Annotated in this window: 28 protein-coding genes and 1 riboswitch; of the genes, 2 read left to right on the top strand and 26 right to left on the bottom strand. The window is 48.6% G+C overall.

What is annotated here, in order from left to right:
* Positions 1-2: 2 nt before the first annotated feature.
* The 10 genes from hisIE to BR02_RS0106795 form a co-directional block, all read right to left on the bottom strand.
* Positions 3-683: a bifunctional phosphoribosyl-AMP cyclohydrolase/phosphoribosyl-ATP diphosphatase HisIE gene (gene hisIE / locus BR02_RS0106840; RefSeq protein ID WP_031515517.1), complete on the bottom strand. Its 681-nt coding sequence runs from the start codon at positions 681-683 to the stop codon at positions 3-5.
* An 11-nt stretch (positions 684-694) separates the two neighbouring features.
* The gene (gene hisF / locus BR02_RS0106835) at positions 695-1,453 is read right to left on the bottom strand and encodes an imidazole glycerol phosphate synthase subunit HisF (RefSeq protein WP_031515516.1); all 759 of its coding nucleotides are present in this window, start codon (positions 1,451-1,453) and stop codon (positions 695-697) included.
* Positions 1,453-2,190 carry a 1-(5-phosphoribosyl)-5-[(5-phosphoribosylamino)methylideneamino]imidazole-4-carboxamide isomerase gene (gene hisA, locus BR02_RS0106830; protein ID WP_031515514.1) on the bottom strand — a complete coding sequence of 246 codons (738 nt, stop codon included), beginning with the start codon at positions 2,188-2,190 and terminating at the stop codon, positions 1,453-1,455. The genes hisF and hisA overlap by 1 nt, the downstream gene beginning before the upstream one ends.
* A 60-nt stretch (positions 2,191-2,250) precedes the next feature.
* A complete protein-coding gene (gene hisB, locus BR02_RS0106825) occupies positions 2,251-2,838 on the bottom strand; it encodes an imidazoleglycerol-phosphate dehydratase HisB (protein ID WP_031515512.1) in 588 nt (195 codons plus the stop codon).
* A 1-nt stretch (position 2,839) separates the two neighbouring features.
* Positions 2,840-3,907, bottom strand: a complete 1,068-nt coding sequence (hisC, locus tag BR02_RS0106820; RefSeq protein ID WP_031515510.1) for a histidinol-phosphate transaminase — start codon at positions 3,905-3,907, stop codon at positions 2,840-2,842.
* Complete coding sequence (hisD, locus tag BR02_RS0106815) at positions 3,908-5,215, bottom strand: histidinol dehydrogenase (RefSeq protein ID WP_031515508.1); 1,308 nt, start codon at positions 5,213-5,215, stop codon at positions 3,908-3,910.
* The gene (gene hisG / locus BR02_RS0106810) at positions 5,208-5,873 is read right to left on the bottom strand and encodes an ATP phosphoribosyltransferase (protein ID WP_031515506.1); all 666 of its coding nucleotides are present in this window, start codon (positions 5,871-5,873) and stop codon (positions 5,208-5,210) included. The genes hisD and hisG overlap by 8 nt, the downstream gene beginning before the upstream one ends.
* Positions 5,874-5,972: 99 nt before the next feature.
* Positions 5,973-6,578, bottom strand: a complete 606-nt coding sequence (locus BR02_RS0106805; RefSeq protein WP_031515504.1) for a hypothetical protein — start codon at positions 6,576-6,578, stop codon at positions 5,973-5,975.
* Positions 6,579-6,617: 39 nt separating this feature from the next.
* Positions 6,618-7,823, bottom strand: a complete 1,206-nt coding sequence (gene hisZ, locus BR02_RS0106800) for an ATP phosphoribosyltransferase regulatory subunit (protein WP_031515501.1) — start codon at positions 7,821-7,823, stop codon at positions 6,618-6,620.
* Positions 7,824-7,825: 2 nt separating this feature from the next.
* Positions 7,826-8,164: a YerC/YecD family TrpR-related protein gene (locus tag BR02_RS0106795; protein ID WP_031515500.1), complete on the bottom strand. Its 339-nt coding sequence runs from the start codon at positions 8,162-8,164 to the stop codon at positions 7,826-7,828.
* Between the two features lie 189 nt (positions 8,165-8,353).
* Here BR02_RS0106795 and BR02_RS0106790 point away from each other — a divergent pair, with 189 nt between their 5' ends.
* Together BR02_RS0106790 and BR02_RS0106785 are read left to right on the top strand one after the other, a co-directional pair.
* Complete coding sequence (locus tag BR02_RS0106790; RefSeq protein WP_051688175.1) at positions 8,354-9,181, top strand: transglutaminase-like domain-containing protein; 828 nt, start codon at positions 8,354-8,356, stop codon at positions 9,179-9,181.
* A gap of 34 nt (positions 9,182-9,215) precedes the next feature.
* The gene (locus tag BR02_RS0106785; protein ID WP_031515496.1) at positions 9,216-9,758 is read left to right on the top strand and encodes a DUF1648 domain-containing protein; all 543 of its coding nucleotides are present in this window, start codon (positions 9,216-9,218) and stop codon (positions 9,756-9,758) included.
* A gap of 298 nt (positions 9,759-10,056) precedes the next feature.
* On the opposite strand, the gene BR02_RS0106780 is transcribed toward BR02_RS0106785, so the two are convergent.
* The 16 genes from BR02_RS0106780 to hpt form a co-directional block, all read right to left on the bottom strand.
* The gene (locus BR02_RS0106780; RefSeq protein ID WP_031515494.1) at positions 10,057-10,344 is read right to left on the bottom strand and encodes a hypothetical protein; all 288 of its coding nucleotides are present in this window, start codon (positions 10,342-10,344) and stop codon (positions 10,057-10,059) included.
* A 137-nt stretch (positions 10,345-10,481) separates the two neighbouring features.
* The gene (locus BR02_RS0106775; protein WP_031515492.1) at positions 10,482-11,198 is read right to left on the bottom strand and encodes a hypothetical protein; all 717 of its coding nucleotides are present in this window, start codon (positions 11,196-11,198) and stop codon (positions 10,482-10,484) included.
* Entirely contained in the window at positions 11,198-11,947 is a 750-nt protein-coding gene (locus tag BR02_RS0106770) for a hypothetical protein (RefSeq protein ID WP_031515490.1), read from the bottom strand. Before BR02_RS0106770 ends, BR02_RS0106775 begins: the two co-directional genes overlap by 1 nt.
* On the bottom strand, positions 11,928-12,830 hold the full coding sequence (locus tag BR02_RS0106765) for an ABC transporter ATP-binding protein (RefSeq protein WP_031515488.1): 903 nt from the start codon (positions 12,828-12,830) through the stop codon (positions 11,928-11,930). The genes BR02_RS0106770 and BR02_RS0106765 overlap by 20 nt, the downstream gene beginning before the upstream one ends.
* A gap of 2 nt (positions 12,831-12,832) precedes the next feature.
* Complete coding sequence (locus BR02_RS0106760) at positions 12,833-13,213, bottom strand: GntR family transcriptional regulator (protein ID WP_274377119.1); 381 nt, start codon at positions 13,211-13,213, stop codon at positions 12,833-12,835.
* A 509-nt stretch (positions 13,214-13,722) separates the two neighbouring features.
* On the bottom strand, positions 13,723-14,982 hold the full coding sequence (gene purD, locus BR02_RS0106755) for a phosphoribosylamine--glycine ligase (protein ID WP_031515484.1): 1,260 nt from the start codon (positions 14,980-14,982) through the stop codon (positions 13,723-13,725).
* 153 nt (positions 14,983-15,135) lie between these two features.
* Entirely contained in the window at positions 15,136-16,674 is a 1,539-nt protein-coding gene (gene purH, locus BR02_RS0106750) for a bifunctional phosphoribosylaminoimidazolecarboxamide formyltransferase/IMP cyclohydrolase (RefSeq protein WP_031515483.1), read from the bottom strand.
* A gap of 56 nt (positions 16,675-16,730) precedes the next feature.
* Complete coding sequence (purN, locus tag BR02_RS0106745) at positions 16,731-17,339, bottom strand: phosphoribosylglycinamide formyltransferase (RefSeq protein ID WP_031515481.1); 609 nt, start codon at positions 17,337-17,339, stop codon at positions 16,731-16,733.
* Entirely contained in the window at positions 17,339-18,400 is a 1,062-nt protein-coding gene (gene purM, locus BR02_RS0106740; RefSeq protein WP_031515479.1) for a phosphoribosylformylglycinamidine cyclo-ligase, read from the bottom strand. The genes purN and purM overlap by 1 nt, the downstream gene beginning before the upstream one ends.
* A 27-nt stretch (positions 18,401-18,427) precedes the next feature.
* Complete coding sequence (purF, locus tag BR02_RS0106735) at positions 18,428-19,843, bottom strand: amidophosphoribosyltransferase (RefSeq protein WP_031515477.1); 1,416 nt, start codon at positions 19,841-19,843, stop codon at positions 18,428-18,430.
* Positions 19,840-20,385: an AIR synthase-related protein gene (locus BR02_RS0106730; RefSeq protein WP_031515475.1), complete on the bottom strand. Its 546-nt coding sequence runs from the start codon at positions 20,383-20,385 to the stop codon at positions 19,840-19,842. Before BR02_RS0106730 ends, purF begins: the two co-directional genes overlap by 4 nt.
* Before the next feature lie 64 nt (positions 20,386-20,449).
* Positions 20,450-21,169, bottom strand: coding sequence for a phosphoribosylaminoimidazolesuccinocarboxamide synthase (gene purC / locus BR02_RS0106725; RefSeq protein ID WP_031515473.1), 720 nt, complete (start codon positions 21,167-21,169; stop codon positions 20,450-20,452).
* Positions 21,170-21,183: 14 nt separating this feature from the next.
* Positions 21,184-22,476 carry an adenylosuccinate lyase gene (purB, locus tag BR02_RS0106720; protein WP_031515471.1) on the bottom strand — a complete coding sequence of 431 codons (1,293 nt, stop codon included), beginning with the start codon at positions 22,474-22,476 and terminating at the stop codon, positions 21,184-21,186.
* Positions 22,477-22,492: 16 nt separating this feature from the next.
* Complete coding sequence (gene purE / locus BR02_RS0106715) at positions 22,493-23,014, bottom strand: 5-(carboxyamino)imidazole ribonucleotide mutase (RefSeq protein ID WP_031515469.1); 522 nt, start codon at positions 23,012-23,014, stop codon at positions 22,493-22,495.
* A 230-nt stretch (positions 23,015-23,244) separates the two neighbouring features.
* Positions 23,245-23,346, bottom strand: a riboswitch (purine riboswitch).
* A 72-nt stretch (positions 23,347-23,418) separates the two neighbouring features.
* Positions 23,419-24,957, bottom strand: a complete 1,539-nt coding sequence (gene guaA, locus BR02_RS0106710; RefSeq protein WP_031515468.1) for a glutamine-hydrolyzing GMP synthase — start codon at positions 24,955-24,957, stop codon at positions 23,419-23,421.
* Between the two features lie 68 nt (positions 24,958-25,025).
* Positions 25,026-25,565, bottom strand: coding sequence for a hypoxanthine phosphoribosyltransferase (gene hpt / locus BR02_RS0106705; RefSeq protein WP_031515466.1), 540 nt, complete (start codon positions 25,563-25,565; stop codon positions 25,026-25,028).
* Positions 25,566-26,195: the final 630 nt, after the last annotated feature.

Raw genomic sequence — 26,195 nt, 5'->3', positions numbered from 1 at the left:
TACTACTTTCTTCTTTTTTCCAGTTCCGCAAATAACTGCTTTGTTGTTACGCCCCGGTCAGCCATCAGCACCAGTAGGTGGTAAATTAAATCTGCGCTTTCGTATGTAAGCTCTTGGACATCTTGGTTTTTGGCAGCTATAATAACCTCTGCCGACTCTTCCCCTACTTTTTTACAAATTTTGTCTACACCCTTGTTAAATAAATAGGTGGTATAGGAACCCTCCGGCCGATTGGCCTGGCGCTCTAAGATCACCCGGTACAGTTCATCGATGATGTCTGCACCGGCCAAGCCTTCATCCCCGTACACCTCAGCGGGATTAAACTGCCGCTCACCTTCCACCTGAACGGTCCTGTCCTCTTTTATCCGGTAGTGAAAACAAGTGCTGTAACCCTCATGGCAGGCACCGGGTCCCCTTTGTTCCACCAGCACCAAGAGTGTATCAGCATCGCAGTCATAGTAGATTGACCTTACCTTCTGCACATGCCCGCTGCTTTCACCCTTATGCCACAGCTTTTTCCTGCTGCGGCTGTAAAACCAGGTTTCTTTGGTGTCCAGCGTTTTGGCCACTGCCTCCTTATTCATCCAGGCCATCATTAAAACTTCCTTGCTGTCTGCCTCTTGAATAATGGCCGGTATTAAGCCCGCCTCGTTATATTTTAAATCATTGACATTAAACTGCACTTTTCTGCCCCCTATAAGCGCACCGGTATACCCCGCCGCTGCAGATACTCCTTTGCCTGGCGGATGGAATACTCCCTAAAGTGAAAGATGGATGCCGCCAGGGCGGCGTCGGCCTTCCCTACCGTCAGGCCCTGGGCCAGGTGCTCCAAATTGCCCACACCGCCGGATACTATCACCGGGATCTTTACTGCATCGGCCACTGCACCGGTCAGCTCCAAGTCAAAGCCTTCTTTAGTTCCATCACGGTCCATACTGGTAAGCAGTATTTCCCCTGCCCCAAAGGACTCCATTTTTTTAGCCCATTCTACCGCATCGATACCCGTTGGGGTGCGTCCGCCGTGGGTGTAAACTTCCCACCGGCCGGGTGCCACCCTTCTGGCATCAATGGCCACCACAATACACCCGCTGCCAAAGGCGCCGGCCCCTTCTTTAATCAGTTGGGGATTTTTAATGGCGGCGGTACCAATGCACACTTTATCCGCCCCGGCCTTCAGTATCTCATTAATATTCTCTATCGTTCTAATGCCGCCCCCCACCGCGAAGGGCATGTTTACCTTTTCTGCTGTACGCCTCACCACATCTAACATTGTCTTTCTCTTTTCGGCGGTGGCAGTGATATCTAACAATACCAGCTCATCGGCTCCCTCAGCATTATAGAGGGCGGCCAATTCCACCGGGTCACCGGCATCCCTCAAATTGACAAAGTTAGTGCCCTTGACCACCCGGCCTTCATTCACATCCAGGCAGGGAATAATTCTCTTAAAGGCCATCACTTCACCACCCGGCCTTTGGCCACCGCCAAGGCATCTTTAAAGTCAACGGTGCCCGCATATAGGGCCTTACCCATAATGGCCCCCTCCACACCGAGGCTCTCCAACCCTTTAATTTTAATTAAATCATCAAGGCTGGATACTCCGCCGGAGGCAATTATCTTCAAACCGCTGGCCCGGGCCAGCTCTCCGGTGGCCTCCAGGTTAGGTCCCTTTAGGGTGCCGTCCCGGCGAATGTCGGTGAATACCGCCCGCCTTATCCCTAGCTCCTTCATTTGCAGTGCCAGGTCTAGCACTTCCATGTCGGATTCAATGGCCCAGCCCTGTACAGCCACCTTGCCGTCCCGGGCATCTATGCCCAGCACAATGCTGTCGCCGTACTTCTCCACCGCCTGCTGCACCAAGTGGGGCTGGGATATGGCAGCGGTGCCCAGTATCACCCTGTCTACCCCCATATCCAATAGCATGGCAACGGTGCCAAGGTCCCTAATGCCACCGCCCACCTGCACCGGTATATTTAATACCTTCACTATTTCTTTAATTACATCTAAGTTTTGGGGAGAACCAGCAAAGGCACCGTCCAAATCAACCAGGTGCAAGTATTCAGCCCCCATTTGCTGCCAGTGTTTAGCAGTATCCACCGGTTGTTCTGAATATACCGTTTCTTGATCCAGTCGTCCTTCCACCAATCTAACACATCTGCCATCCCTAAGGTCGATGGCCGGAATCACTAGCATTTCACACCAACTTTCTTAAAAAGTTCTTTATTAACCGCCTGCAGATACAAAAGGGACAAATTAAAGTAGGCCCTTGGTAGAGGGTATACCCTGAACCTTATCATCTATGGCGGCCGCCTGGCCCATTGCCCGGCCCAGGGCCTTAAAAATTGCCTCTATGATGTGATGGGTATTTCTACCTGTTAGCACCCGCACATGCAGTGTAAACTCACCGTTTACCGCCAGGGCCCGTAAAAATTCTTCCACCAATTCAGTATCAAATTCCCCCACCTTTTGGGAGGGGAAATCCGCCTCCAAGGCCAGGTAGCCCCGGCCGCTGTAATCCACCACCGCCAGCACCAGCGCTTCATCCATGGGCACAAAGGCATGTCCGTAGCGGGTGATGCCCCTTTTATCACCCAAGGCCTCCCGCACCGCCTTGCCCAAGCAAATACCCACATCTTCAACGGTATGGTGGGCATCCACACAGAGATCGCCCTGGGCATACAACTCTAAGTTAAAGCCCCCGTGCTTTACCCACAGGTTTAGCATGTGGTCAAAAAAACCCACCTCGGTACTTATTTTCGCCACACCGGCACCGTCAAGGCCCAAATTCAGAGAAACATTGGTCTCTGTGGTTTGCCTTTCTATCTTGGCAGTTCTTGCCACTTCACTTCACCTCGCCAATAATTTCTGACAACGCCTTAATAAACACTGCATTTTCTTGGGCGGTGCCCACACTGACCCTCAGGTAGCCGGGCATATCTTTCCCCAGATTTCTAATTAACACCTTCTTCTCTATAAGCCGGCTGTGCACAAAATCCGCATCCAGGCCGGTGCGAAACAGTATAAAGTTGGCATCAGAGGGGTAAACCTCTAGCCCGGGCATCTTAGAAAGCTGTTGGGATAATTCATCCCGGTGGGCAATTATTTTCTGCCACTGGGCTTTAAACCGGGGCAAATACTTTAAGGCCACCCTGGCTGACATTTGCGAAAAGCTATTTAAGTTGTAGGGCTGTTTTATGCGCATCAGCTCATTGATCACCGCCGGGGAGGCCAAAAGGTAGCCCACCCGCAAACCGGCCAGCCCAAAGGCCTTAGAAAAGGTGCGCAGTATAGCCACATTTGGGTACTTATCCAAGAGCCTTACACAGTCTTCGCCGCCAAACTCGATGTAGGCTTGGTCCACCACCACCAGCGCATCGGTATTATCGACAATTTCTTCAATGACTTCCATTTTTGTGGCATTGCCGGTGGGGTTGTTGGGGCTGCACAGGATCATCAGCTTAGCGCCTGTGCCCCGGACCGCCATCACCATCACGCCGGCGTTAATGTCAAAGTTATCACTGCGGGGCACTTCCACCGGCTCTGCCCCGGCAATTTGGCTGTCAATGCGGTACATGGAGAAGGTAGGGGCGGCAATGACCACCGACCGACCGCCGCCGAAGGCCATTGCTAAATTTAAAATGATTTCGTCAGAGCCGTTGCCCACCAATATTTGCTCCGGCTGCACCCCGGCATAGTCGGCCAAATCCCTGCGCAGGTCATTTGCCACCGGATCCGGATAGCGGGGAAAATCCACCCGGCCAACCATAGCCCCTATTTCTTCCAGGGCCTCCGCCGGAAAGGGATAGGGGTTTTCGTTGGCATCCAATTTGACGGTGTCGGGATAATCATGGGGTTGATACGGCTTTAGCCGGCGCAAATCTTCCCGCATCAATAAAGAAGGGTTAAACATTTATTTATCTCCCCCATTCTTTCCCTCTTGTTCTAACCTCAAGCGCACAGCATTGGCATGGGCCTGTAAGCCCTCCACCTCTGCCAAGCGTATCACGTGATCACCCAAACGACTTAAGGTGGCCTTGGAAAAAGAAATCACGGTGGATTTTTTTACAAAGGCATCCAGGTTAAGGCCTGAGTAAAACCTGGCGGTGCCTCCGGTGGGCAGTACGTGATTGGGCCCTGCCAGATAATCCCCCACCGGTTCCGGCGAATAGGGCCCCAAAAATACCGAACCGGCATTATACACCTTGCCCAGCCAGGAAAAGGGGTCATCCACCAAAAGTTCAAGGTGTTCGGGCGCAAATCTGTTGACTATTTTAAAGGCCTCGTCTAAGTCCTTAGTAATGACAATGGTGCCGTAATCCCCCAGGGAACGCTTAGCAACATTTTGCCTGGGCAGCCCGGCAATTTGTTTTCTTAGTTCCTCCTGTACCCGTTGGGCCAGCCCTTCGTCAGGGGTTAATAAGAGGGCTGCGGCCAGGGGGTCGTGTTCTGCCTGGGACAACATGTCGGCGGCAATATAGGCGGCATTGGCCTTACCGTCAGCAATAACCAGCACCTCACTGGGACCTGCCAGCATATCTATGTCCACCTGGCCATAAACCTGCTGCTTAGCCAGCGTAACATAAATATTCCCCGGGCCTGTTATTTTATCCACCGGACGAATTGTTTGGGTGCCATAGGCAAGGGCGGCAATGGCCTGGGCACCGCCAATGCGGTAAATTTCCGTGGCCCCGGACTCCCGGGCAGCCACCAGGGTATAGGGGTTAATCCTGCCGTCTTTGCCGGGGGGAGTAACCATCACAATATGTTTCACACCGGCAACCTTAGCAGGAATAACATTCATCAGCACCGACGATGGATAAGAGGCGGTGCCCCCCGGCACATAGCTGCCCACCCGAAAAAGGGGGCGCACCATTTGACCCATCACTGTACCTTCGGCATCGGGTTCAAACCAAGAGTCGGCCCGCTGCCGCCTGTGAAATTTTTCAATGCGGTCCCTGGCCAACCGCAGTGACTCCAGCACCGCAGGTTCAACCAGCTTATATGCCTCATCGATTTCTTCATCTTTCACCTTCAATTGATCAGGGGTCAGTTGTACCTTATCAAATTCCTCGGTAAATCTTAAAAGGGCGGTGTCCCCTTCATTGCACACCGCTTCAACAATTTTGGCCACCTTGTCGGCTATTTCCTTCTGCCCGGTTTCCCGGCGATACAGCAATCCGGCCAGGGCCAAATCATCAGAGTTAACTACTTTAATCATCAAACAGCCCTCCATCAATGGCATTTCTAAAATCTTCCACCAAAGCGTTTACCCTCTCCGCCTTGTACTGATGGCTTACCCTGTTGGCAATTAACCGAGCGGTGGAACGCATTACTTCTTCAATGGGAACCAAATTATTCTCCTTCAAGGTGCGCCCGGTGGAGACAATATCCACTATCATTTCGGCCAGCCCCACAGTGGGGGCCAGCTCAATATTGCCATGCAGTTTTATTATTTCCATCTGCAGGCCCTTGGAGCGAAAGTATTCTTCCGACACCCGGGGAAACTTGGTGGCCACCCTGGCCTGGCCCCACTCTTCTAAACCCATGTCCTTAAGTCGCTCCGGCACCGCCACCACAAAACGACAGCCTCCGTATTTTAAATCCAAGAGTTCATAAACGTCCCTTTCTTGTTCCACAATGGTATCCTTACCCACCAGGCCAAAGTCTGCAGACCCATACTCCACAAATGTAGGAATATCGGTGGGGCGGCAAATTATATAGCGCACACCTTGCTCCTCCACCGTAAAAACCAGCTGGCGGGAGTCGCCTTTTAACACATCGCAATTAAAACCCACGGACTCCAACAGCTTTATGGACGGTTTAAATAGCGTACCCTTCGGTATAGCAAAGGTAATTAATTCAGCAGCTGCAACCACAACGGGGCCTCCTTTAGTTAGTTAAATTAATGATATGTTAAAAGGATAAACCCCCAGGCCGGGGGTGTCAAGTGATTTTATAAAGTTTTTGCTTTATTTCTAATTTACATGGTAGCTTTCCAATTCTGAAATTATTTTGGAGTCACCGGAAATAAACTCAGACCTAACCATACCCACATTTTGTACATAGTGTTGAATAATTTCATGTTCGCTGCCCGTGAATACAGACCGCACCTTCACTGCATTTTGAAATTGGCCGGCCGGCGTTTCTACCCTTGCATCGGTTTCTACAATTTCGTAATGCCGGTCCCCCACCTGCCAGCTTGTGCCCACAGCCACAGGCCCTTGCAAAATTACTTCCCTGGTGTTATTTTCCCTGTCTAAAATGTTTTCTTCGCTATAAAATTCCTCTTGGCTGTAAACCAGCACAATACTGTCCTCTTCCACTTGATATATAAAAACCATTGTGGTTCCTGGGTTTTCCCTTACCACCTGCACCCGGCTGCCTTCAAGGTACAAGACCCGTTCGCTGTACTGGGCGTATTCACTGTTGATACCCCGGTAATGCCATTGGTTGCCCTCCTCCAGCGGCAGCAGCGACTGCACACCGGGTATGGGATCTATCCCTTGTCTGGAGCAGGATGCCATGACAACCGTTAGACCAAGTATTAACAGGGTCAATAACAACTTGCGGCAGATAGACACTATAACCGACCTCCTTTTAAATTAGTGGGGAATAGCTGCTCATGTTAATAATTCATCCTGAACATCCCCTGTATTAATATATACCAGTCTCTTTATTTTATTATTTATTGCATAATCTTTTGCTTCATCTGGAGTGCCTGGCTCCAGCTGCAGTTCAACCTTTAAACCCTGGGCCCTAAGTTCCTGTGCCTTTCTCACCGCCTCATCCAGCCTGTTCTCACCCCAGGCCACCAGCACATCAACCAAGGCCTCTTCAGACCGGTCCTGCTCTTTCTCCTTGACAGCCAACAACTGATCTAGGCTTAGGGCAAAGCCGGTGGCAGGTAAGGGGTAGCCAAAATGTTCTAAGAGTTTGTCGTAACGGCCCCCTCCGCAGACCGGAAAGCCCAAGGATAGGGTATACCCTTCAAAGACCACCCCGGTGTAGTAATCTAAGCCCAGCAGCAGTCCTAAATCTAAAGTCACCGCTTCCTGTACACCGTAACTCTTTAATGTGCCATAAACCTGGCCCAAATTTTCCAGAGCGGCCAGGGCCCTTTCACTGTCCAATATCTCCCTGGCCTGATCGAGCACCTGAGGCCCACCCCTCAGCGACAGCAGCTTGGAAATACGCCTTTGTTTTTCCTGGGATATGCCGGTTGAGGACAGCTGTTCTTCCAACAGTACAAAGTCCTTTTTCCCCACGGCCCCTTTAATGGCCTGCACCTGCAGTTCAGAAAGCTGCAGTTCTTCCATCAAGCTGTGAAAGATACTCACATCACCCAGACTCATTCTAAATTCTTGTAAGCCGCAGCTTTGCATGGCTTCCACCGCCAGCGCCACCGCTTCGGCATCCGCCGCAGGGCCTGCCGCCCCAAGTATTTCAACGCCGGCCTGATAATACTCCCGCTGCCGGCCCACAAGGGGTTCCTCGTAGTTAAAGGCATGGGATAAGTAATATAGGCGCAGCGGTAAAGGAGCGTTGCGCATCCGGGTGGCGACCAAGCGGGCAATGGGCCTGGTCACATCGGGTTTCAGGGCCATCAGGTGGCCCCGGCGGTCTAAAAACTTATACAGCTTATCATCGTCGCTGTCCCCCGATGAAAGATTTTCAAAATACTCAAAGGTGGGGGTGATCACCTCTTGATACCCCCAGCTCCCAGCCACATCTGCAAAGGCTTGTTCCATTTGTCTTTTACGCCTGGCATCGGCGGGCAGTAAGTCCCTGACCCCTTCGGGCAGGCGGCCAAAACGACTTGATGTCATAACTACTCCCTCTCCCGTTCGTCCAGTGGCTTTTCCAGCCCCTCTTGTTTCGCAGCTAACCTTTTAAGCACCAATTTGTACCCGTCGGCACCATAGTTTAAGCAGCGTTTCACCCGACTGATAGTGGCAGTGCTGGCCCCGGTTATAGAGGCAATATCGCCGTAGGTCCGATTTGCTTCCAGCATTTTAGCCACTTCCAGACGCTGGGCCAGCGCCCGCAGTTCAGCCACAGTACAGATATCCTCAAAAAAACGATAGCAGTCATCTATTGTTTCCAGAGTAAGCACCGCTTCAAATAAGTTATCGTTTAACGGATCTTTTAATTTACCCCTGTATCCCATAATAATCCCTCCTGGCTTACCATATTATATCCCTTTATCCGTTTTTCGACGCTTGCCACAAAAAATCCTTTAATACGTTAAAAATTGAAAGTGTTTTTGTTTAAAAATATATTATGTAAACTAGGCAGGAAGAAAAACACTTTTATTGAATATATGTTTAATATAATTTAATAAAGGCGGTGAACTGTATTGAGACTAGGTAAAGTGATTCTTATTTCCTTTATTCTGGCCGCTATACTGATGGTCACCCCCTTATTAATGTCCTCAAAGGTAAGCGCAAAGGGCATACCGCTGAACCTGGAGCTTGTCTCCAAAATTGAAAGAATAGCCGGAGAGGGTTATTTAGCAGGTATAAAGAAAATATTTACCTACTCTGAAAGCACCGTTACCGCGTTTAATGATCCTGATTTACAAATATCCTCCGAAGTCTTTGAAAGGGAATTTGTGTGGGATTACGGTGGCAAAACCTGGACCTACCGAATGCAAGTACCCCAGCACCTTTACCGGCATTACGCCCAATTACAAAGACCACCCACCAATGATTTTTCTGTTTACGTAAAAGATGCCGGCCATGCCCCCTATATAGCTGCCCTGGCCGAAAAGTTTACCCAGGTGGCCGGCGATGAAGGTTATACACCACAAGAAACGGTGGAATTAGTAATTTCCTTTGTGCAAAACATTGAATATGCAGATGATGAAGAAACTAAAGGAAGGGCTCAATATGCCCGCTACCCCATAGAAACCCTAGTTGATCAAGTGGGAGACTGCGAAGACACCAGCATTCTGTTGGCAGCAATACTTAATGAAATGGATTACGGTGCAGTGCTGATCCTGCTGCCCGATGACCCCGTAGGCCATATGGCAGTGGGTATTAAGGGAGAAAATCTGCCCGGGGCATACTATGAATACCGGGGAAGTAGATACTACTACGTTGAAACCACAGCCCCCGGTTGGCCAATAGGAGAAATACCGGAGGAATACGAAAGGCATGGGGCAATTATTTTGCCGGTTTTCTAGTATTAGAAAATTTACTAAATAAAGGGAGAAAAACATGAGAATTTGGCAGCGAATTAAACAATACTATCCACCCTATGTTGATTTCATAGCCATGGGTATGCTTATATTTGCGGCCCTTTATCTGGCGCTCATGTACGGACAATTGCCGGATGAGATTCCGACACACTATAATTTTACAGGTGAACCGGACGCCTGGAGCGGTAAAATCTCACTGGTGGGCTTACTAATCTTATTTGTGCATTTATTCGCCTTCACCTGGCTTTTAAACTATTTTTTGTGTGTTGCCCCAAAAAACTGGAAGAACTTTATCCATCTCATCAATGTGCCCACGGTTAAAAAAGATGAGTTAAATGAAAACCAGGTAAAGGCAATGAGAATATACATCGCAAGAATGATGGCGAGCATGAATTTTTTAATGAGTTTTATTTTTGCCTACATTATTTTCGGAACGATACAAACAGCCTTAGGAAGACAAAACGGACTTGGATGGACACCTTTTGTGATAGTCATTCTGCTTATTATTGTTTGTATCCACTACTGCCGGCAGTCCATAAGGGTGGCGAAAAAAACATCTTGAATTTGCGGTGAAGAAAAGCCGGCCATTGGCGTTTCCAAGGGACCGGCTTTCGGATATTTAATAAATCCTTTAGAAGAACTGCTTGACTATCTTGGATTAGCCCGCAGTAGCTATTTTTTACCATCGTAGAGTTGCGTCAGTGCCGGACAAATACCATGGATTAAACATCGCATCAATGAACTTTTTGAGGAAAGCAGTGGGCGCTACTTCCGCTAACATATGGTGTTACGCAATAAACTTAAATTAGAAAGCTACTTTGATAGGTGTCATTCTCTCAATTTCGATTTTAAGGGCTTTGTTATAATTCTTTGGTATTATATGTGCTTCTGATCATTTTGTACGCTTCTTTATTCTTTCTGAAGGTTATTTTCATTGCCAACAGCTTTTGGCAATCGGGGCAAATTAACTCTTGGGGCTTCTGGGATAAGTCAACAGAGCTTTTAATAATCCTTGGGATATGCATTCTTAATAAGCTACCCTTGCCTATCTTTTGATATAAAGCAATGTCAGTTTTGCAATAGCCACAGCGAACTAATAAAGTCCGACTGCCCTTTACCTTTTTATAATTGGGATTTTGGTAAATCAAACGATCACTCTCCAAAACCAAATCATTACTAAACTAATCCGTTTTTATTTTAACATAAAATCAAAGCGGCCCCCGTCCCCTTGGTTTGCACTATAATTTTAACTTTTTTGTCATATGCCGGAATAACAAAAAGAGTTTTATTTATTCCCAATATAGTGCAACATATGCCTTATGCTATTGTCAGTTTCAATTTTGAGGTCAGGAGGTACTTGCAGATATAGTATCCGATGACGGGGAGAAAACAAATAAGGTCCGCCTGCATTAAATAATCCTTTACCGGTAAATTGGGCAGAGGTAGTATAATCATGGTCAAAATAAATGATATCCACATGCCTTGGTTGGGGTGGGATAATCTCCAACCTATCCCCCACAAGCCTTACTTCTGGCGGATTAAACGCCGCAATTTGGGCAGGGGAAGGTGTTTCTGAATAAATTGCCACCTCTACCTTGCCGTCATTTACCACCTTTTCTTTAACTGCAATCAAGACTAAATGGTCTTGAAGGTCTGAGCCGGTTACAAATAAGTGTTCTTTATTATATTCAATACTCTGTTGACTGTTTAAAGTGGCAGCTTTGTCTTCCTCCAGTCGACCCTCATAGACTGCATCCAATAGGCGGCTGTATTCTTCCAAAGATATTTCCCGTGCTGTCTCCGTTACTGCCGCCGAATCTGTGGGGCTTGCAACGGCATAGAAGATAGGTACAGACAATAATAAAGACACAAGGTAAATGCTGATTACCAAGCGGGTACCAATAAGGGATATTGGTGCTTTTTTGATAACAGTATTACTAATAATTAAAAGGAGCCAAAGAATTACTAGGCAAAGCACCAAAAATAATAACAGCGATGACATTATCTTCTAACCTCCATTCTTTTGGAAATTAAAACTATACAGCCAAAGAGTAAGGCAGACACCAGAATTACCTTTAGAGAAAAGAGGACATAAGAACTCTCTTTAATAAAAAATTTAATGATAGGTACTAACAACTGAACATCATTGGTATTTCTGGCATCCATAAACAGGGTGCCAAAAAATGCTGCCGGCAGAACTATGTTAAAAATCCGATTTCGCTGTACCAAGGTGCCCACAAAATATCCTAAGGAGCTTACAAGAAAAATGTAGAGTATGGCTATATAGATGCTGCTTATCAAAACAAGTGGCGGAATCCAAAAGCCAAAAACTATTTCCGCGCCCCTGTGGGTAAAAAACACTGCTATGCGCAACAACAATCCGCACAGTGTGGCGGTAACACCGCCTATTATTGAAGCAGTTAACAGAAATGCCAAACCAGAAAGATGGCTGCTTAGTCTGTTGGTAACAAAGGTAAAATCCAGTTTATAACCGCCGGCGGCGGTGTTGATGCCGGTAATAAAGGCCCAAATTAATGTAAAAACAATAATAAAGTCGCCGGTGTAGTGTTTAACTAAATAAGTTGCATTGCCGTAACTTCCGCCGGTTGTACCCACGCCATTAAGGGAGGAGAGAAGAAACCCTAACAGCTGCAACATAATCAAACCGATGAAAGTTCTGGCATTTGCCTTTAATTTGTAATTGTACTGGGCTTTCACCACTGATAACAGGTTAGTCTCGGCCAAAGACATCATCTATCCCTCCATTGTGTTTATCGGTAAGGTACACACAAAGGTCTTCAGTGGCCACCGGGGAAATCTCAACACCCCTAAGGCGGCCCCTTTGCAACTCCTCCAAGGAGTATTGATTGCGAACGGCAACATATAGGCTGTCTTTCCCTATCTTTTTCCGGTAGAAGACCTCTGTATTTTTAATCATCTCTGCGATGACATCCCCCTTGCCCTGCAGCCCAAGGGCATATTCAGTTAACCGGTCAACCGAGGTATGAAGAAGCTTTTCACCGTTCTTGAGCAAGAGAAGGTCGCTTAATATATCATTAATTTCATTTATGTGATGGCTGGAAAGAATGACCGTTCGGGGATGGTGCATAAAGTCCTTGAGCAAGGCCCGGTAAAAATCCTTCCTCACCGCCGCATCCATGCCTGTGGTTGGTTCATCAAATATGGTCAGTGGACACCGGGCTGATATGCCAATAATGGCATTAAAGGTGCTTTTCATTCCCTTTGAAAGATTTTTGTGGTATTGCTTGGGATTTAGATTAAAATACTCAAATAGCCCCATGGCCAGTTTATCATCCCAGTTTTTATAAAAACTGCCTGCCGATTCTAGAATTTCAATAAGATTCATTGACTCAGGCAGGGCCATGTTCTCATCAATAAAAATCATGTTGGCAGATACCTTTAGACTATTAAAGGGATCCTCCTCAAAAACCTTGACACTGCCTGCGCTGGGAAGTAAGTATCCGGCAATCAGTTTTAATAGTGTGGTTTTCCCTGCACCGTTACGTCCTATCAAGCCTGTTATTTTGCCATGTTCGATGGTAAAAGACAGGCTATTAACAGCCTTGGTGGGCCCAAATTCTTTTGTCAGGCCGCTGCATTCAATTACCCTCACCCTTATTCCCCCTTTTGCACCTGGAGCTTGGCCGCCTTAATCATTTCAAACAATTGGTCATCATCAACATTTAGGCGTTCCGCCTCAGCTGCTAGCTCCAATGCCAATTGTTTTAAGTTTTGCTTTATCCGTTTGTTGCGAATGGTCTCCCGGGCATGGGGAGATACAAACATGCCAAGACCCCTCTTTTTGTATAGCAGGTTTTCATCAGCTAAAATATTCAAGCCTTTGGCAGCAGTGGCTGGATTTATATTAAACATATCCGCCAGTTGGTACTGTGAATATATCTTTTCATCACTTTGGATATTGCCGCTTAAAATCTCCATCTCCAGCCATTCTGCTATCTGTATGTAAATGGGCTTTAAACTGTTTGTATTTAGCACAAACAATCACTTCCTTCACGAGTAGCATAGTGCATTACTGTTGTAACTCAGTATATCATATTTGGGTATTTTTGTATAGGGTAAATTAGTTCGGAAAAATAATAAGGGCTGCTGCACTCTCTGCAACAGCCCTTATTTCTACACCGGTGAATTAGATTATTCTTTTTCTATACAACAAACGGACTAATAATATGCCAGTTAAAACATTAAAAACAGTGCCTGTTACCCCTGTATTATTTATAAAAATTTATTCCACTCAAATAACAACTGTTTAAAACAAAAAAGAAGGTTGCGGTTAATGCAAACCTTCTTTAATCTTTCGGCATAGTTGATGACCCTTTACCTGCCGCAAGGACGGAGAACTTAATAAAGCCTCCTTAAACAATAGGGGTTCGATAAATCGAACCCCTACTAAAATGTAAGGGGATGGTCGCCTGCCATAGAAAAATGCAAGCACCCGGTATCTGCCCTTACAAAGGTACAAGGGCATTCCCCTTTTGAATTCCCGTTTACAAGGCTTTACTGCCTATGTCCTTTCTATAATGGGCACCGTTAAACTTTATTCTTTCTACCCCCTGGTAGGCTTTATCAATGGCACCGGGGAGGTCCTGGCCTACGGCGGTTACACCCAGCACCCTGCCGCCGTTGGTTACTATTTGCCCCTCCTTTTGGGCGGTGCCGGCGTGGAAGACCGATACATTTTCAGGCATCTTGTCCAGGCCGGTGATTACATCTCCCTTGGGGTAATTGCCCGGGTAACCCTGTGCTGCCATTACCACGCACACCGCAGCACCCTTCTTCCACTTTACTTCCACCTGGTCTAAGCGCTCATCAATGACCGCTTCCATTATTTCCACCAGGTCGCTATCTAACAGGGACAGCACCGGCTGGGCTTCGGGGTCGCCAAAGCGAACATTATATTCTAACACCTTGGGCCCATCGGCTGTAATCATTAAGCCGGCATAAATTATCCCCTTATAGGGCCAGCCCATGTTAGCCATGCCCTTAATGGTGGGTTCCAATATATCCCGCACCACCACTTCATGTAAGTCCGGCGTATACAGCGGCGCCGGTGCATAGGCACCCATGCCGCCGGTGTTGGGGCCCTTGTCGTCGTCAAATACCCGTTTATGATCCTGGGACGGCACCATGGGAATAATGGTTTTGCCGTCGGTAAAGGCCAGCACACTTACCTCCTGGCCCTCTAGGCATTCTTCAATTACCACCTGGTTGCCCGCATCGCCAAATTCCTTGTCCACCAGCACCCGGCGCACCGCATCCAAAGCATCGGCCATATACTGACAGATGATGACCCCTTTGCCTGCCGCAAGGCCCGAGGCCTTAACCACCAGGGGCTTGTTTTTACTGCGCACGTAATCCATCGCTTCCCTTTCATTGGGAAAGGCCGCATATTTAGCGGTGGGAATGTTGTGTTTCAGCATAAAGTGCTTGGCCAATGCCTTACTGCCTTCCAGTTGAGCGGCATTTTTACTGGGTCCAAAGATGCGTAAGCCCGCCTGGGTAAATTTATCTACAATACCTATGGTCAATGGCGCCTCTGGCCCCACCACCGTAAGGTCTATTTTTTCCTTTTGGGCAAAGTCCAACAAGCCGTCAAGATCCTCTGCCTGTATATCCACGCATTGTGCCATTTGTGCAATACCGGCATTGCCCGGCGCACAATAAATTTTATCAACCCTTGGACTTTGGGCGATTTTCCAAACCAGGGCATGTTCGCGCCCGCCGCCGCCCACAACAAGAACCTTCATTATTGAAAAGCCTCCTTAAGTAAAAGGTACATTTGCAATAAGGGTTCGATGAATCGAACCCCTACAAGAATGCAGGCACAGGGCCGCCTACCCTACAAACACGAAAGCCAACTACAGGCGCCTGATCACCCGCCCCTACAAAAGATACTGCCACTAGTGTTTAAAATGCCTCATGCCGGTAAATACCATGGCTATGCCGTGTTCGTTACAGGCGGTAATAGATTCTTCGTCACGCACCGAGCCGCCGGGTTGAATGATAGCGGCAATTCCCGCTTTGGCGGCGGCATCAACCGTATCCCTAAAGGGGAAAAATGCGTCGGAGGCCATTACCGCACCCTTGGCCTTTTCCCCGGCTTGGCTGTAGGCGATATTTGCCGACCCCACCCGGTTCATTTGCCCTGCCCCAACGCCTATCAATTGTCTGTCTTTAGTAACCACAATGGCATTGGATTTTACATGCTTCACAATTTTCATGGCAAAAATCATTTCATCCAGCTGCTGCTGGTCCGGTTGTTTTTCTGTAACCACCTTCATGGCCTCGGGGTCTAATAACTCCCGATCGCATTGTTGCAATAAAAAGCCGCCGTTAACTGTGCGTATTTCCATCAGATCATTGGTTTGTTTTGTTAAATCACCGGTCTTTAACAGCCGCAGGTTGGGCTTTTGGGTTAATATTTCTAGGGCCTCAGCTGTAAAGTCCGGGGCAATTACAGCCTCCAAGAAAATTTCGTTCATTTTTGCCGCAGTGGCCCCGTCCACCGGCCGGTTGCAGGCCACAATGCCGCCAAAGGCAGAAACCTTGTCCGCTTCATAGGCTTTATCATAGGCCACACTTAACTGCTCATGGCTGGCACATCCGCAGGGGTTGTTATGCTTAATGATTACCACGGTGGGCTCTTCAAATTCCCGCACCAGTTCCAGGGCGGCGTTGGCATCCAAAATGTTGTTATAAGATAATTCCTTGCCGTGCAGTTGTTGTGCGTTACCTATACAGGCATTTTTAACTGTGGTATCCCGGTAAAATGCCGCCTTTTGGTGCGGGTTTTCACCGTAGCGCAGCCGCTGCACCAACTGGGCGGATACACATAATTCAGCGGGCATTACTTCCCCGGTGATACCGTTTAAATATGCAGAAATGGCACTGTCATAGGCAGCGGTATGACTAAAGGCTTCCCGGGCCAGCTCCAGGCGCAGCTGCTCTGACACCTGCTTATTCCTTACGGCACTGAGCACATCATCATAACGGCTGGGATTTACCACTATCAAAACATTCTTATGGTTTTTGGCAGCCGCCCGCACCATGGCCGGGCCGCCGATATCTATATTTTCAATGGCTTCTTCCAAGGTTACCCCGGCCTTGGCCACCGTCTCCCTAAAGGGATACAGGTTTACCACCACCAAATCAATGGGGGTAATATCCAGTTCCTCTAACTGTGCCAGATGTTCTTCGGTACGCATGGCCAGTATACCGCCGTGTACCTTAGGGTGCAGCGTCTTCACCCTGCCGTCCAGAATTTCCGGAAAACCGGTTACCTCTGATATATAAGTCACCGGCACTGCAGCCTCCTGCAAGGCCTTGGCGGTGCCGCCGGTGGACACAATCTCCACCCCCAGCTCAGCCAAGCCCTTGGCAAAATCCAACAATCCCTCTTTGTTAGAAACACTTATAAGCGCCCGTTTAATCAAAGAAATAACCCCCTTTGAAGGACGTCACCCTTCAGAATTTTATTTCTGAATTTTGCATTAAGTCACTTAACCACTACCCGCCTGCCTTCCACCCGCAGCCTTCCTTGGGCAAACAAGCCCACCGCCTTGGGATAAATAATATGCTCCTGCTCCAGTATTCTTTTAGATAAAGTTTCTTCGGTATCATCATCCAGCACCGGCACCTGGGCCTGTAATATTATGGGGCCGGTGTCCATTCCTTCATCAACAAAGTGCACGGTACACCCCGAGATCTTTACCCCGTACTCCAAGGCCTGGCGCTGGGCATGCAGCCCGGCAAAGGAAGGCAGCAGGGCCGGGTGGATGTTCATAATCCGCATGGGAAATTGGTTCAGCATGGTAGGACCAACCAGCCGCATATAGCCTGCCAGGCATACCAATTGAACCTTATGGTCCTTTAATAGTTTAACTATCCTTTGTTCATAGCTTTCCTTATCGGGAAAACTCTTTAGATCCACAAAATAATTGGCAATGCCGTGCTTCTTAGCCCTTTCCAAGGCATAGGCATTCTCTTTGTCACTGATGACCACCTTTACCGCAGCATTGATGGCTCCCCGCTCACAGGCATCAATAATATATTGTAAATTTGAGCCCCGGCCTGAGGCCAGCACGCCCAGGGTAAGTAATTCCATTACTTCACACCCTCACCCTTATATTCTACTTTTTTCTCACCGGCAACCACCTCACCAATAATAGCGGCAGCCTCTCCCCCGGCGGCCAGGTCTGCCATTACAGCATCAGCCTCTTCCGGGGATACAACCAGCACAAAACCAATCCCCATATTAAAGGTGCGCAGCATTTCCTCGGTGGCAATGGCACCGGCCCGTTGAACGTAATTAAATATGGCCGGCAGCTGCCAGGCAGAACGGTCAACCACCGCCATGTGCCCCTGGGGCAGCACCCTTGGTATGTTCTCGGTTATACCGCCGCCGGTAACATGGGCCATGGCCTTAAGGTCATATTTATCCAGCAGCGGTTGTACCGCCTTTACATATATGCGGGTGGGTTCCAGTATCTCTTCCCCAATGGTACCTTTGAGATCCGGCAGCCTTGTATCAAGATCGTAGCCCGCCACCTCAAAGAGCGCCTTGCGCACCAATGAATAACCATTGGAATGCAGGCCCGATGAGGGCAGACCAATAAGCACGTCCCCAGCCTTAACCCTTGAACCGTCAATCAAGCGGGATTTATCCGCTATGCCAACGGCAAATCCGGCAATGTCATACTCCTCGGGGCCATAAAAACCGGGCATTTCTGCAGTTTCCCCGCCAATAAGGGCGCATCCTGCCTGGCGGCAGCCCGCCGCAATACCCTCCACAATTTCGGCCACCCGTTCAGGGCTTAGCTTGCCCACCGCCAGGTAGTCCAGGAAAAAGAGCGGTTCGGCGCCCTGCACCAGTATGTCGTTGACGCACATGGCCACTGCATCTATACCAATGGTGTCGTGTTTATCCAAGAGGTGGGCAATTCTCAGTTTGGTACCCACCCCGTCGGTGGCAGACACCAAGACCGGTTCTTTGTACTTGGCGGTATCCAGTGCAAACAGGCCCCCAAAGCCGCCAATGTCCGCCATCACCCCAGGCCGGTGTGTGCTTTTTACCGATTTTTTAATCAACTCCACCGCCCGATTGCCGGCATCTATATCCACACCCGATGCGGCATAGGTCAAGGGTTGTTTTACCTTTTGATTCATAGTTTACCTCCCGGTTTGTTTCAATCATTATTTTCCTGTGTTCCGGGGCACCTCCGCCGGGTATTGATTGTTAAAGCAAGCCATACAAAATTTATGCTCTGTATCCGCAAAGATACTCAGCAGTCCCTCTTCACTTAGATAATGCAAACCGTCGGCTCCAACCATTTGACGTATTTCTTCAACTGATTTGGTGGCAGCAATCAACTCTTTGCGGTTGCTGGTATCAATGCCGTAGTGGCAACTGCTCACCACAGGGGGCGAGCTTAAACACAGGTACACCTTTTCAACGTCGCATTCCCGCAGCATCTTAACAATTTTACTGCTGGTGGTTCCCCGAACCAAAGAGTCATCCACCATCACCACCCGTTTGCCTGCCAGCACCTCCCGCATGGGGTTAAGCTTTAACCGCACCGCCAAGTCACGCATTTCCTGGCTCGGTTGAATAAAGGTGCGTCCGATATACCTGTTTTTCATCAGCCCCTCTTCAAAGGGAATACCTGACTCTTCGGCGTAGCCCCAGGCCGCGGCAGTGCCGCTGTCCGGCACCGGAATAACAATATCCGCCTCCACCGGGTATTCACGGGCCAGCCGGCGCCCCATTTCCCGGCGCACCTTGTTTACGTGAAAGCCGTCAATGGTGCTGTCCGGCCGGGCAAAGTAAATATATTCAAACATGCAGTAGGCAGGCCTAGATGCTGCCATCATTTGCAGTGAAGTTAAGCCGTCCTTGTTTAGGCGCACTATTTCACCGGGCTGCACATCCCGCACCAGTTCAGCCCCCACCGTTTCCAGGGCACAGCTTTCCGAGGCCACCACCCAGTTGTCACCCATACGCCCCAGGCAGAGGGGGCGAAAACCATAGGGGTCACGCACTGCGTACAGCGATTCCTCGGTGAGTACCACCACTGAATATGCCCCTTTTATGTCGATCATGGCCTTCATAATGGCCCCTTCAATGCTTTGCTGGCTGTAGCGGGCTATTAAATTGACAATAATTTCACTGTCCGTGGTGGTCTGGAATATTGCTCCGCTGTCGTAAAGAATATTCCTCAATTCTTCAGCGTTAGTTAAATTTCCGTTGTGTGCCAGCGCCAGCATCCCATTGCGGTGCCTAAAGGCAAGGGGTTGGGCATTGGCAGGTTCCTTTGAGCCCTTGGTGGTATAGCGCACATGACCAATGGCGGCCTTACCCTTTAAATTGCTTAGCGCATCACCGGTAAAGACCTCAGGCACCAAGCCCATACCTTTGTGCAGCCTAATCTCCTGCCCGTTGGATACCGCTATGCCGGCACTCTCCTGGCCGCGGTGCTGCAGGGCATAAAGGCCGTAATAGGCTAACTTTGCCACCTCAGAGCCGGGGGCATAAATGCCAAATATGCCGCACTCCTCTTGCATCTTATCCCTTTGCCACCAAGCAGATGAGTTCCTCGCATCAAAGATCATTTCTTTTCCCCCTGCCATTTTTTCCTCAACTCTGCCACGGGAACCTTGATAACACTGGACGGTTGCCCTGAATAGCATCCCTGCCGATATAAATTAATTTCCAGCTCATTAGCCCCCACTGTGCCCAGGCGGGTAAAGGAAATTCCCGAAACCGTTAAATATCGTATTAATTCAGCAACATTATTTTCTTCTGTGGTTAAGATTATTTTATCGGGGGATTTTTCAAACAAGAGTACCTCTCCCGGTTTGTTTTCAATCATATGGATAACTGCACCGACATCGCCGGCCACACAGGCCAGTGCCAGCGCCACTGCCAAGCCGCCCTCCCCCAGAAGCTGGGCAGAGTTAATTAATTTGTTGTTCAATGCCCTTTGCAGCTCTTGCTGCTTGGCTACACCATTCTCCAGCAGAATGATGATATCACCTTCGTTGGCAAAGTCCAGTGTGCAAGCCTGGGCGGCAAAGATATTGCGTTCGGTCAGTTCCTTGTTGTCTAGCGCAGCCAGTGTTTGCAGCAGTTTTACGCTGTATTCCCGCTCCATCGGTTCACCCCCTATGAAGCTTGCATTAAAAATTTGCAAGCGGGTACAGGTTATTAATTTGTCACTATAGGTTTACTTCCTTGCCCGTTAAGCGGCGGTATACTTCTTTGTAGGCATCTTCCACCTGGCCCAAATCACGGCGAAAGCGGTCCTTATCCAATTTTTCCATGGTCCGGCTGTCCCAAAAGCGGCAGGTGTCCGGTGAAATTTCATCGCCCAGTAATACCTGACCCTTATGGATGCCAAATTCCAACTTGTAGTCCACCAAGATTATATTTTTGCCCTTCATATATTCGGTGAGTATTTGGTTGACCTTCAAGGCCGTTTCCCGCATGGTCTGAACCTGTTCAGGGGTGGCCAACTTCAGAGCCCGAATGTGATCATCATTAATCAAGGGGTCGCCCAGTTCGTCACTTTTATAGCAGTAATCCACCACCGGGCCGCCCAGGTCGGTACCCTCTTCCATGCCCAGGCGTTTTGCCATGCTGCCGGCAGCCAGGTTTCGCACAATCACTTCCACTTGGATAATATCCAGGGCCTTTACAATTTGCTCCCGCTCGTTGATCAGCTCTACAAAGTGGTTAGCTACACCCTCTTGCGCCAACATCTGGAAAAAGTGGGCACTGATTAAGTTGTTCAGCACACCTTTGCCCACAATGGTGCCCTTCTTCTCACCGTTAAAGGCGGTGGCATCATCTTTATATTCCACCCAAAGCAAATCGGGATTATCGGTTCTATATACTTTTTTAGCCTTACCTTCATATAACATCTCTAACTTTTGCATGGTACCGCTCCTTTTTATAGCCCAAAGCGGGCGTAAATTCTATCAATATGCCTTAGATAATGGCTGTATTCAAAAATACCGTCCAATTCATCCGGGCTAATTAGTTTTGCCACCTCTTCATCGGCAGCCAACAGTTCCTTAAACTTCTTACCTGTTCTCCAGCACTCCATGGCATTGCGCTGCACCAGCTCATATGCCTGCTCCCTGCTGATGCCCTTGTCCACCAATGCAAGCAGCATCCGCTGGGAGAAGAGCAGGCCACCGGTGCGCTCCATGTTGTGCTTCATCTTTTCAGGATACACCAATAAATTACTGATGATGTCAATCATTTTCTTTAACATGTAGTCCAAGGCGGTGGTGCTGTCGGGGATAATTACCCTTTCCACCGATGAGTGTGAAATATCCCGCTCATGCCACAGGGCCACGTTTTCCATGGCTGCCAGGGCATTGCCCCGCAGCAGGCGGGCCATACCGGAAATGCGCTCGGTGATAATGGGATTGCGCTTATGGGGCATGGCTGAAGACCCCTTCTGGCCCTTGGCAAAAAACTCTTCGGCCTCCCGGATGTCAGTGCGCTGCAGTGAGCGGATTTCAGTGGCCATTTTCTCCAGGGTACAGCCAATCACCGCCATGGTATTCATGTACTCTGCGTGGCGATCCCGCTGCAGCACCTGGGTTGAAAGTTTTGCAGGGGTAAGTCCCAGGCGGGCGCAAACATGGCTTTCTACCCTCGGGTCGATGTTTGCGTAAGTTCCCACTGCGCCGGAAATTTTACCCACACTTATGGTTTCAATGGCCCTTTGCAATCTTTCGATATTCCGCTGCGTTTCCGCCGCCCACAAGAGCATTTTCAAGCCAAAGGTCATGGGCTCGGCGTGAATTCCGTGGGTACGGCCAATCATAATGGTATACCTGTATTCTTGGGCCTTTTCCAGCAATATTTCATGGAGTTTTTCCAAGCGGCTAAGAATTTGTTCACCGGCTTCCTTCATCCGTACACTTTGGGCGGTGTCTCCCACGTCGGACGAGGTTAAGCCCAGGTGGATGTATTTGCTTTCTTCACCCACCTGCTCCGCAACACAGGTTAAAAAGGCAATGACATCATGGTGCACCACTTCTTCTATTTCTAGAATACGCTCCACGGTAAAGGCTGCTTTTTCTTTAATAACCTCCACCGCCTCGGCAGGTATTTCGCCCAATTCTGCCAGGGCCTCACAGGCATAAATTTCAATTTCCAACCACTTTTGAAACTTGTTTTCCTCCGACCAAATGCGTTTCATTTCTGGCAATGTATACCGTTCAATCATTTTTTAGTTAACCCTCCTACTCCTTAGATGCCAGGTAAGCCTCTATACCCAGTTCATTAAGCTTAGCAGCTTTATTTTGTACTTCTTTTGCCATTTCTTCTTTATAATCCAATACCTTTTTTAGTACCGATTCATCGCCGGCCCCGATAATTTGCGCCGCCAGTATGCCGGCATTTTTGGCACCGTTAATGGCCACAGTGGCCACCGGAATTCCCGGAGGCATCTGCACAATGGCATATAGGGCGTCTACCCCTTCAAGGGCGCCGGACCTTATGGGCACACCAATTACCGGCAGCGGGGTAAAGGCCGCAATAACCCCGGGCAGGTGGGCGGCCAAACCGGCACCGGCAATAATCACCTTTAACCCCCGGCTGTGGGCATTACGGGCATATTCAGCGGTTTGTTCCGGCACCCGGTGTGCTGACGAAATCAGTACTTCATAGGGAATGCCGAACTTGTCCAAAATAGATGCGGCACCTTTCATAATCGGCAAATCAGAATCGCTGCCCATAACAATACCAACTAAAGGCTGAGTCATAGCACCATCCTCCTAATTAATATTTAGCTCAACGACCAAGTCAGTTTTACATATCTTACATAATTTATAAGGAAAATATCCAGCGATAGGGGACAGAAAAACAAAAGCCCAGGCGCGCAGGTTTCACAACAAGCGCGCGAAACCTACCGCCTGGGTTTTTATCCCTATCGGTGTAGTCAACATCAGCCGACCTGTACCGCTTGGACCGAACCACCTACTTGGTGTGGAACCCTAGGTACACTTTCTCACGTAGTCGGGCAATTTACGGTTGCCCGGTAGAAACTCTTGGGCCATATCCCCAAGTATATACGATATATTTATTTTTTTACAACTTCATCTTAGCAAAGATTGGCAATGTCTGTCAACCGCTATTTAAGCTTTTACAGCCCTTATCGCCTCTTGCATTACTCCCATTCGATGGTGCTGGGGGGTTTTGCGGTGATGTCGTATACCACCCGGTTAACCTGCTCTATTTCCTTGCAAATGCGGGTTGAAATGCTATCCAGCACTTGGTAGGGTATGTGTGCCCATTGGGCAGTCATGCCGTCGCTGCTGTGAATTGCCCTAACACCCACGGTCCACACATAGGTCCGCCTATCCCCTTTCACCCCAACACTTTTAATGTTGGGCAAAACAGCAAAGTACTGCCAAATTTCCCTGTCCAAGCCGGCCTTCTTAATTTCATCGGTTACAATGGCATCGGCTTCCCTTAGCACCGCAAGTTTTTCTTCCGTCACTTCCCCTAAACAGCGCACAGCCAGCCCCGGGCCGGGAAATGGCTGCCGCCAAACCACCTCTTCGGGCAGTCCCAATTCTTCACCCAGCAGCCGCACCTCATCCTTAAAGAGCCAGCGCAGGGGCTCAATCAAATCAAACTGCATATCTTCGGGTAAACCGCCCACGTTGTGGTGAGATTTTATAACCCCCGCTGCGGCGGTGCCACTTTCCACCACATCCGGGTACACTGTACCCTGCACCAAATAATCTATTTGACCTAACTTTTTAGCCTCTTCTTCAAATAAGCGAATAAACTCTTCACCGATAATTTTTCGCTTTCTTTCAGGGTCGGTAACCCCGGCCAACTTGTTTAAAAATCTTTCCCTGGCATCCACATGGATTAAGTTCATATTAAACTTTTCCCGGAAGGTGTTTATTACCTGCTCAGCTTCACCCTTGCGCAGCAGGCCGTTGTCCACAAAAACACATGTGAGGTTATCACCCACCGCCCGGTGTACCAGCACCGCAGCCACCGAGGAATCAACTCCGCCGCTTAAAGCACACAGTACCTTTTTATCCCCGGCCTTAGCCTGCACCTCAGCCACCGACTGCCGCAGAAAAGAAGACATGGTCCAGGCATCGCTGCAGCGGCATATATCGTACAAAAAGTTCTGCAACACCTGCTTACCCTTTGGGGTGTGTGCCACCTCCGGGTGAAACTGCATTGCATAGAGTTTTTTATCGGGGTCCTCCATGGCCAAGGCCCGGTTGTCCTCACTGCGGGCCACCGGGGCAAAACCCTGGGGAAGCTCTTCCACACTGTGCCCCTGGCTCACCCAGCACTCCTCTTTAGTTTCCAACCCGGCCAGCAGTCTTGAATTGGCTGTTATTTCAAGGGTCTTCTTTCCCTCTGCCAGCTGAACATCACCGCTGATTTTACCGCCCAATTGTCGGGCCATCATCTGCATGCCGTAGCCAACGGCCAAAATAGGGATCTCTAATCGGTAAATGGCATCATCCACCGGCGGGGCATTTTCGGCACCGCCATCGGCCGGCCCGCCGCTGAACACTATACCCTTTGGGTTTTTATTCCTTAGTTTATCCACCCCTATGTTGTAAGGCAGTATCTCGCAAAACACTTTACATTCCCGTATCCGGCGGGCAATCATTTGGGTGTATTTGCCGCCAAAGTCCAGCACTACCACCATTTCTTGTCCCAATGACATTGCTATTGCCTCCCAATTACAAATTAAAACACAAGGTTGACCAGTTCTTGCCGGTCAACCTTAGCTTCTTATCCCTTATATATTTCCGGCTTTAACACCGCAATATAGGGAAGATTACGGTAGCGTTCGTTAAAATCCAAACCGTAACCCACCACAAATTCGTCAGGAATGGTAAAACCGTTGTAATCAATGGTGACGTCCACAGTGCGGCGGTCGGGCTTGTCCAAGAGGGTACAAACCTTAATTGTGGCCGGCTCCCTGGCACGCAAATTATCCACCAGGTAACTTAAGGTTAAACCGGTGTCAACTATATCCTCAACAATTATCACGTTTTTACCTTCAATACTTTTGTCTAAGTCCTTTAAAATGCGCACTGCGCCGGAGGACATGGTGGAAGAACCGTAACTGGATACCGCCATAAAGTCAAAGAAGGTAGGTATTTCAAGGTGTCTCACCAGGTCTGCCAGGAAAATCATTGCACCCTTTAATATTCCTACCACCAAAATACTTTCACCGCGGTAGTCTTCAGATATTTGCCGCCCCAGCTGCTGCACGCGGTCTTTAATTTCTTCTTCAGTTAACAATATTTTTTGCACATCTTGGTGCATCACAATAACCTCCGGGTCTCCCGCCCCGCCATAAGAAACCGGGCGGGCATGAAGCCCGCCCACAAAAACCGACGAGACAGGGTTTTATAATTAACACGGTTTATTATACCAAAATAGCTAGATTTTTGTCAAAAAAGAGTGGTCCCTTGACGGTGTCAACTTTTTGTAGGATATTTCTTTCCGACCACTCATCTTGGTTTTTAGATTTTAAATGACCCATGCTGTATACCTTTTAAACATCGAAACATAGGTATTACTTTCCCGCGGTTTAATATCGTCACATTCTTAAATTGTTCCTGTGTCTGTTTATAAATATTGCACATCTTGGCTGTACCAGCTTTGTGTCACTTGCCTCTTTATCCTCTTCCTAACCTGAAGAGTTTTTTCAAATTAACCCGGTTAGACAATGTTTCCTATACCCCGACATTTTGCTATAATTTTTGCAAAATGCTTCGGGGTGATTTTTGTGGTCGTTTATCATGACTTTAAAATCGATTTAGAAGAATATGCCCGTTTGGGAAAGGAAAACAATTTTCCTTCTTTTGATAGATGTCCCTGTTGTAAGGGCATGGTTCGCCTTTATCGTCATGGCTACTACTGGCGAAATGCGGTTGATGGTGAAAAAGCGGA

The organism is Desulfofalx alkaliphila DSM 12257 (genome assembly GCF_000711975.1).
Lineage (GTDB): Bacteria > Bacillota > Desulfotomaculia > Desulfotomaculales > Desulfohalotomaculaceae > Desulfofalx > Desulfofalx alkaliphila.
Note: the sequence above shows the minus strand (reverse complement) of the source record. Positions and strands in the feature narration are given on the sequence as shown.

Bases quoted from the DNA above. Each gene is read 5' to 3' on its own strand.
- hisF (WP_031515516.1), bottom strand. From the start codon at position 1,453: ATGGCCTTTAAGAGAATTATTCCCTGCCTGGATGTGAATGAAGGCCGG.
- hisA (WP_031515514.1), bottom strand. From the start codon at position 2,190: ATGCTAGTGATTCCGGCCATCGACCTTAGGGATGGCAGATGTGTTAGA.
- hisC (WP_031515510.1), bottom strand. From the start codon at position 3,907: ATGTTTAACCCTTCTTTATTGATGCGGGAAGATTTGCGCCGGCTAAAG.
- hisD (WP_031515508.1), bottom strand. From the start codon at position 5,215: ATGATTAAAGTAGTTAACTCTGATGATTTGGCCCTGGCCGGATTGCTG.
- hisZ (WP_031515501.1), bottom strand. From the start codon at position 7,823: ATGACATCAAGTCGTTTTGGCCGCCTGCCCGAAGGGGTCAGGGACTTA.
- BR02_RS0106795 (WP_031515500.1), bottom strand. From the start codon at position 8,164: ATGGGATACAGGGGTAAATTAAAAGATCCGTTAAACGATAACTTATTT.
- BR02_RS0106785 (WP_031515496.1), top strand. From the start codon at position 9,216: ATGAGAATTTGGCAGCGAATTAAACAATACTATCCACCCTATGTTGAT.
- BR02_RS0106775 (WP_031515492.1), bottom strand. From the start codon at position 11,198: ATGTCATCGCTGTTATTATTTTTGGTGCTTTGCCTAGTAATTCTTTGG.
- BR02_RS0106770 (WP_031515490.1), bottom strand. From the start codon at position 11,947: ATGTCTTTGGCCGAGACTAACCTGTTATCAGTGGTGAAAGCCCAGTAC.
- purD (WP_031515484.1), bottom strand. From the start codon at position 14,982: ATGAAGGTTCTTGTTGTGGGCGGCGGCGGGCGCGAACATGCCCTGGTT.
- purN (WP_031515481.1), bottom strand. From the start codon at position 17,339: ATGGAATTACTTACCCTGGGCGTGCTGGCCTCAGGCCGGGGCTCAAAT.
- purM (WP_031515479.1), bottom strand. From the start codon at position 18,400: ATGAATCAAAAGGTAAAACAACCCTTGACCTATGCCGCATCGGGTGTG.
- purF (WP_031515477.1), bottom strand. From the start codon at position 19,843: ATGATCTTTGATGCGAGGAACTCATCTGCTTGGTGGCAAAGGGATAAG.
- BR02_RS0106730 (WP_031515475.1), bottom strand. From the start codon at position 20,385: ATGGAGCGGGAATACAGCGTAAAACTGCTGCAAACACTGGCTGCGCTA.
- purC (WP_031515473.1), bottom strand. From the start codon at position 21,169: ATGCAAAAGTTAGAGATGTTATATGAAGGTAAGGCTAAAAAAGTATAT.
- purB (WP_031515471.1), bottom strand. From the start codon at position 22,476: ATGATTGAACGGTATACATTGCCAGAAATGAAACGCATTTGGTCGGAG.
- purE (WP_031515469.1), bottom strand. From the start codon at position 23,014: ATGACTCAGCCTTTAGTTGGTATTGTTATGGGCAGCGATTCTGATTTG.
- guaA (WP_031515468.1), bottom strand. From the start codon at position 24,957: ATGTCATTGGGACAAGAAATGGTGGTAGTGCTGGACTTTGGCGGCAAA.
- hpt (WP_031515466.1), bottom strand. From the start codon at position 25,565: ATGCACCAAGATGTGCAAAAAATATTGTTAACTGAAGAAGAAATTAAA.